This window comes from Variovorax sp. Soil_C_12, assembly GCF_057657375.1.
In genome coordinates this window covers 1-347 of sequence record NZ_JBDGIO010000054.1, presented here as the reverse complement: position 1 = coordinate 347, position 347 = coordinate 1, and the positions used below count along the sequence as shown (strand labels likewise).

The following is a 347-nucleotide window of genomic DNA, read 5'->3' as shown; positions in this document are numbered from 1 at the left end:
CGACGGGCACTTCGTGAATGTGTTGCGAGAGGAAGATGCGTCCACGCCGCGAAGGAGGCTGCACCCGCAACGGCAGCCCGGAAGTCCCGACGGTGAATCTGCGCGCCTTCGTCGTCTTGGATGGTGCTCAAGCAAAACTGCGAAGTACTCGCAGAAGTCGCTCCTGTCGACGACGGTTCTCACCATGTCCAGGAGCCGACAAACCATGAGCCTTGCCTTGATGGGCGGATGGTGGGCGCGCATCGCGAGCGCATTGGGGCGGCGACCCGCAAATTGATGGCCAAACCGTGCAGTAGTTCCTATTTGGGGCTCGCCGCTCAGCCTTCGATGCGCGGAGGCGTTGTCTG

At 62.0% G+C, this 347-nt stretch carries 1 protein-coding gene; it reads left to right on the top strand.

Annotated features, from left to right (window positions below):
* Positions 1 to 120: 120 nt before the first annotated feature.
* The coding region (locus AC3A6X_RS36435) for a hypothetical protein (protein ID WP_487846723.1) at positions 121 to 347 on the top strand (227 nt) is incomplete at its 3' end.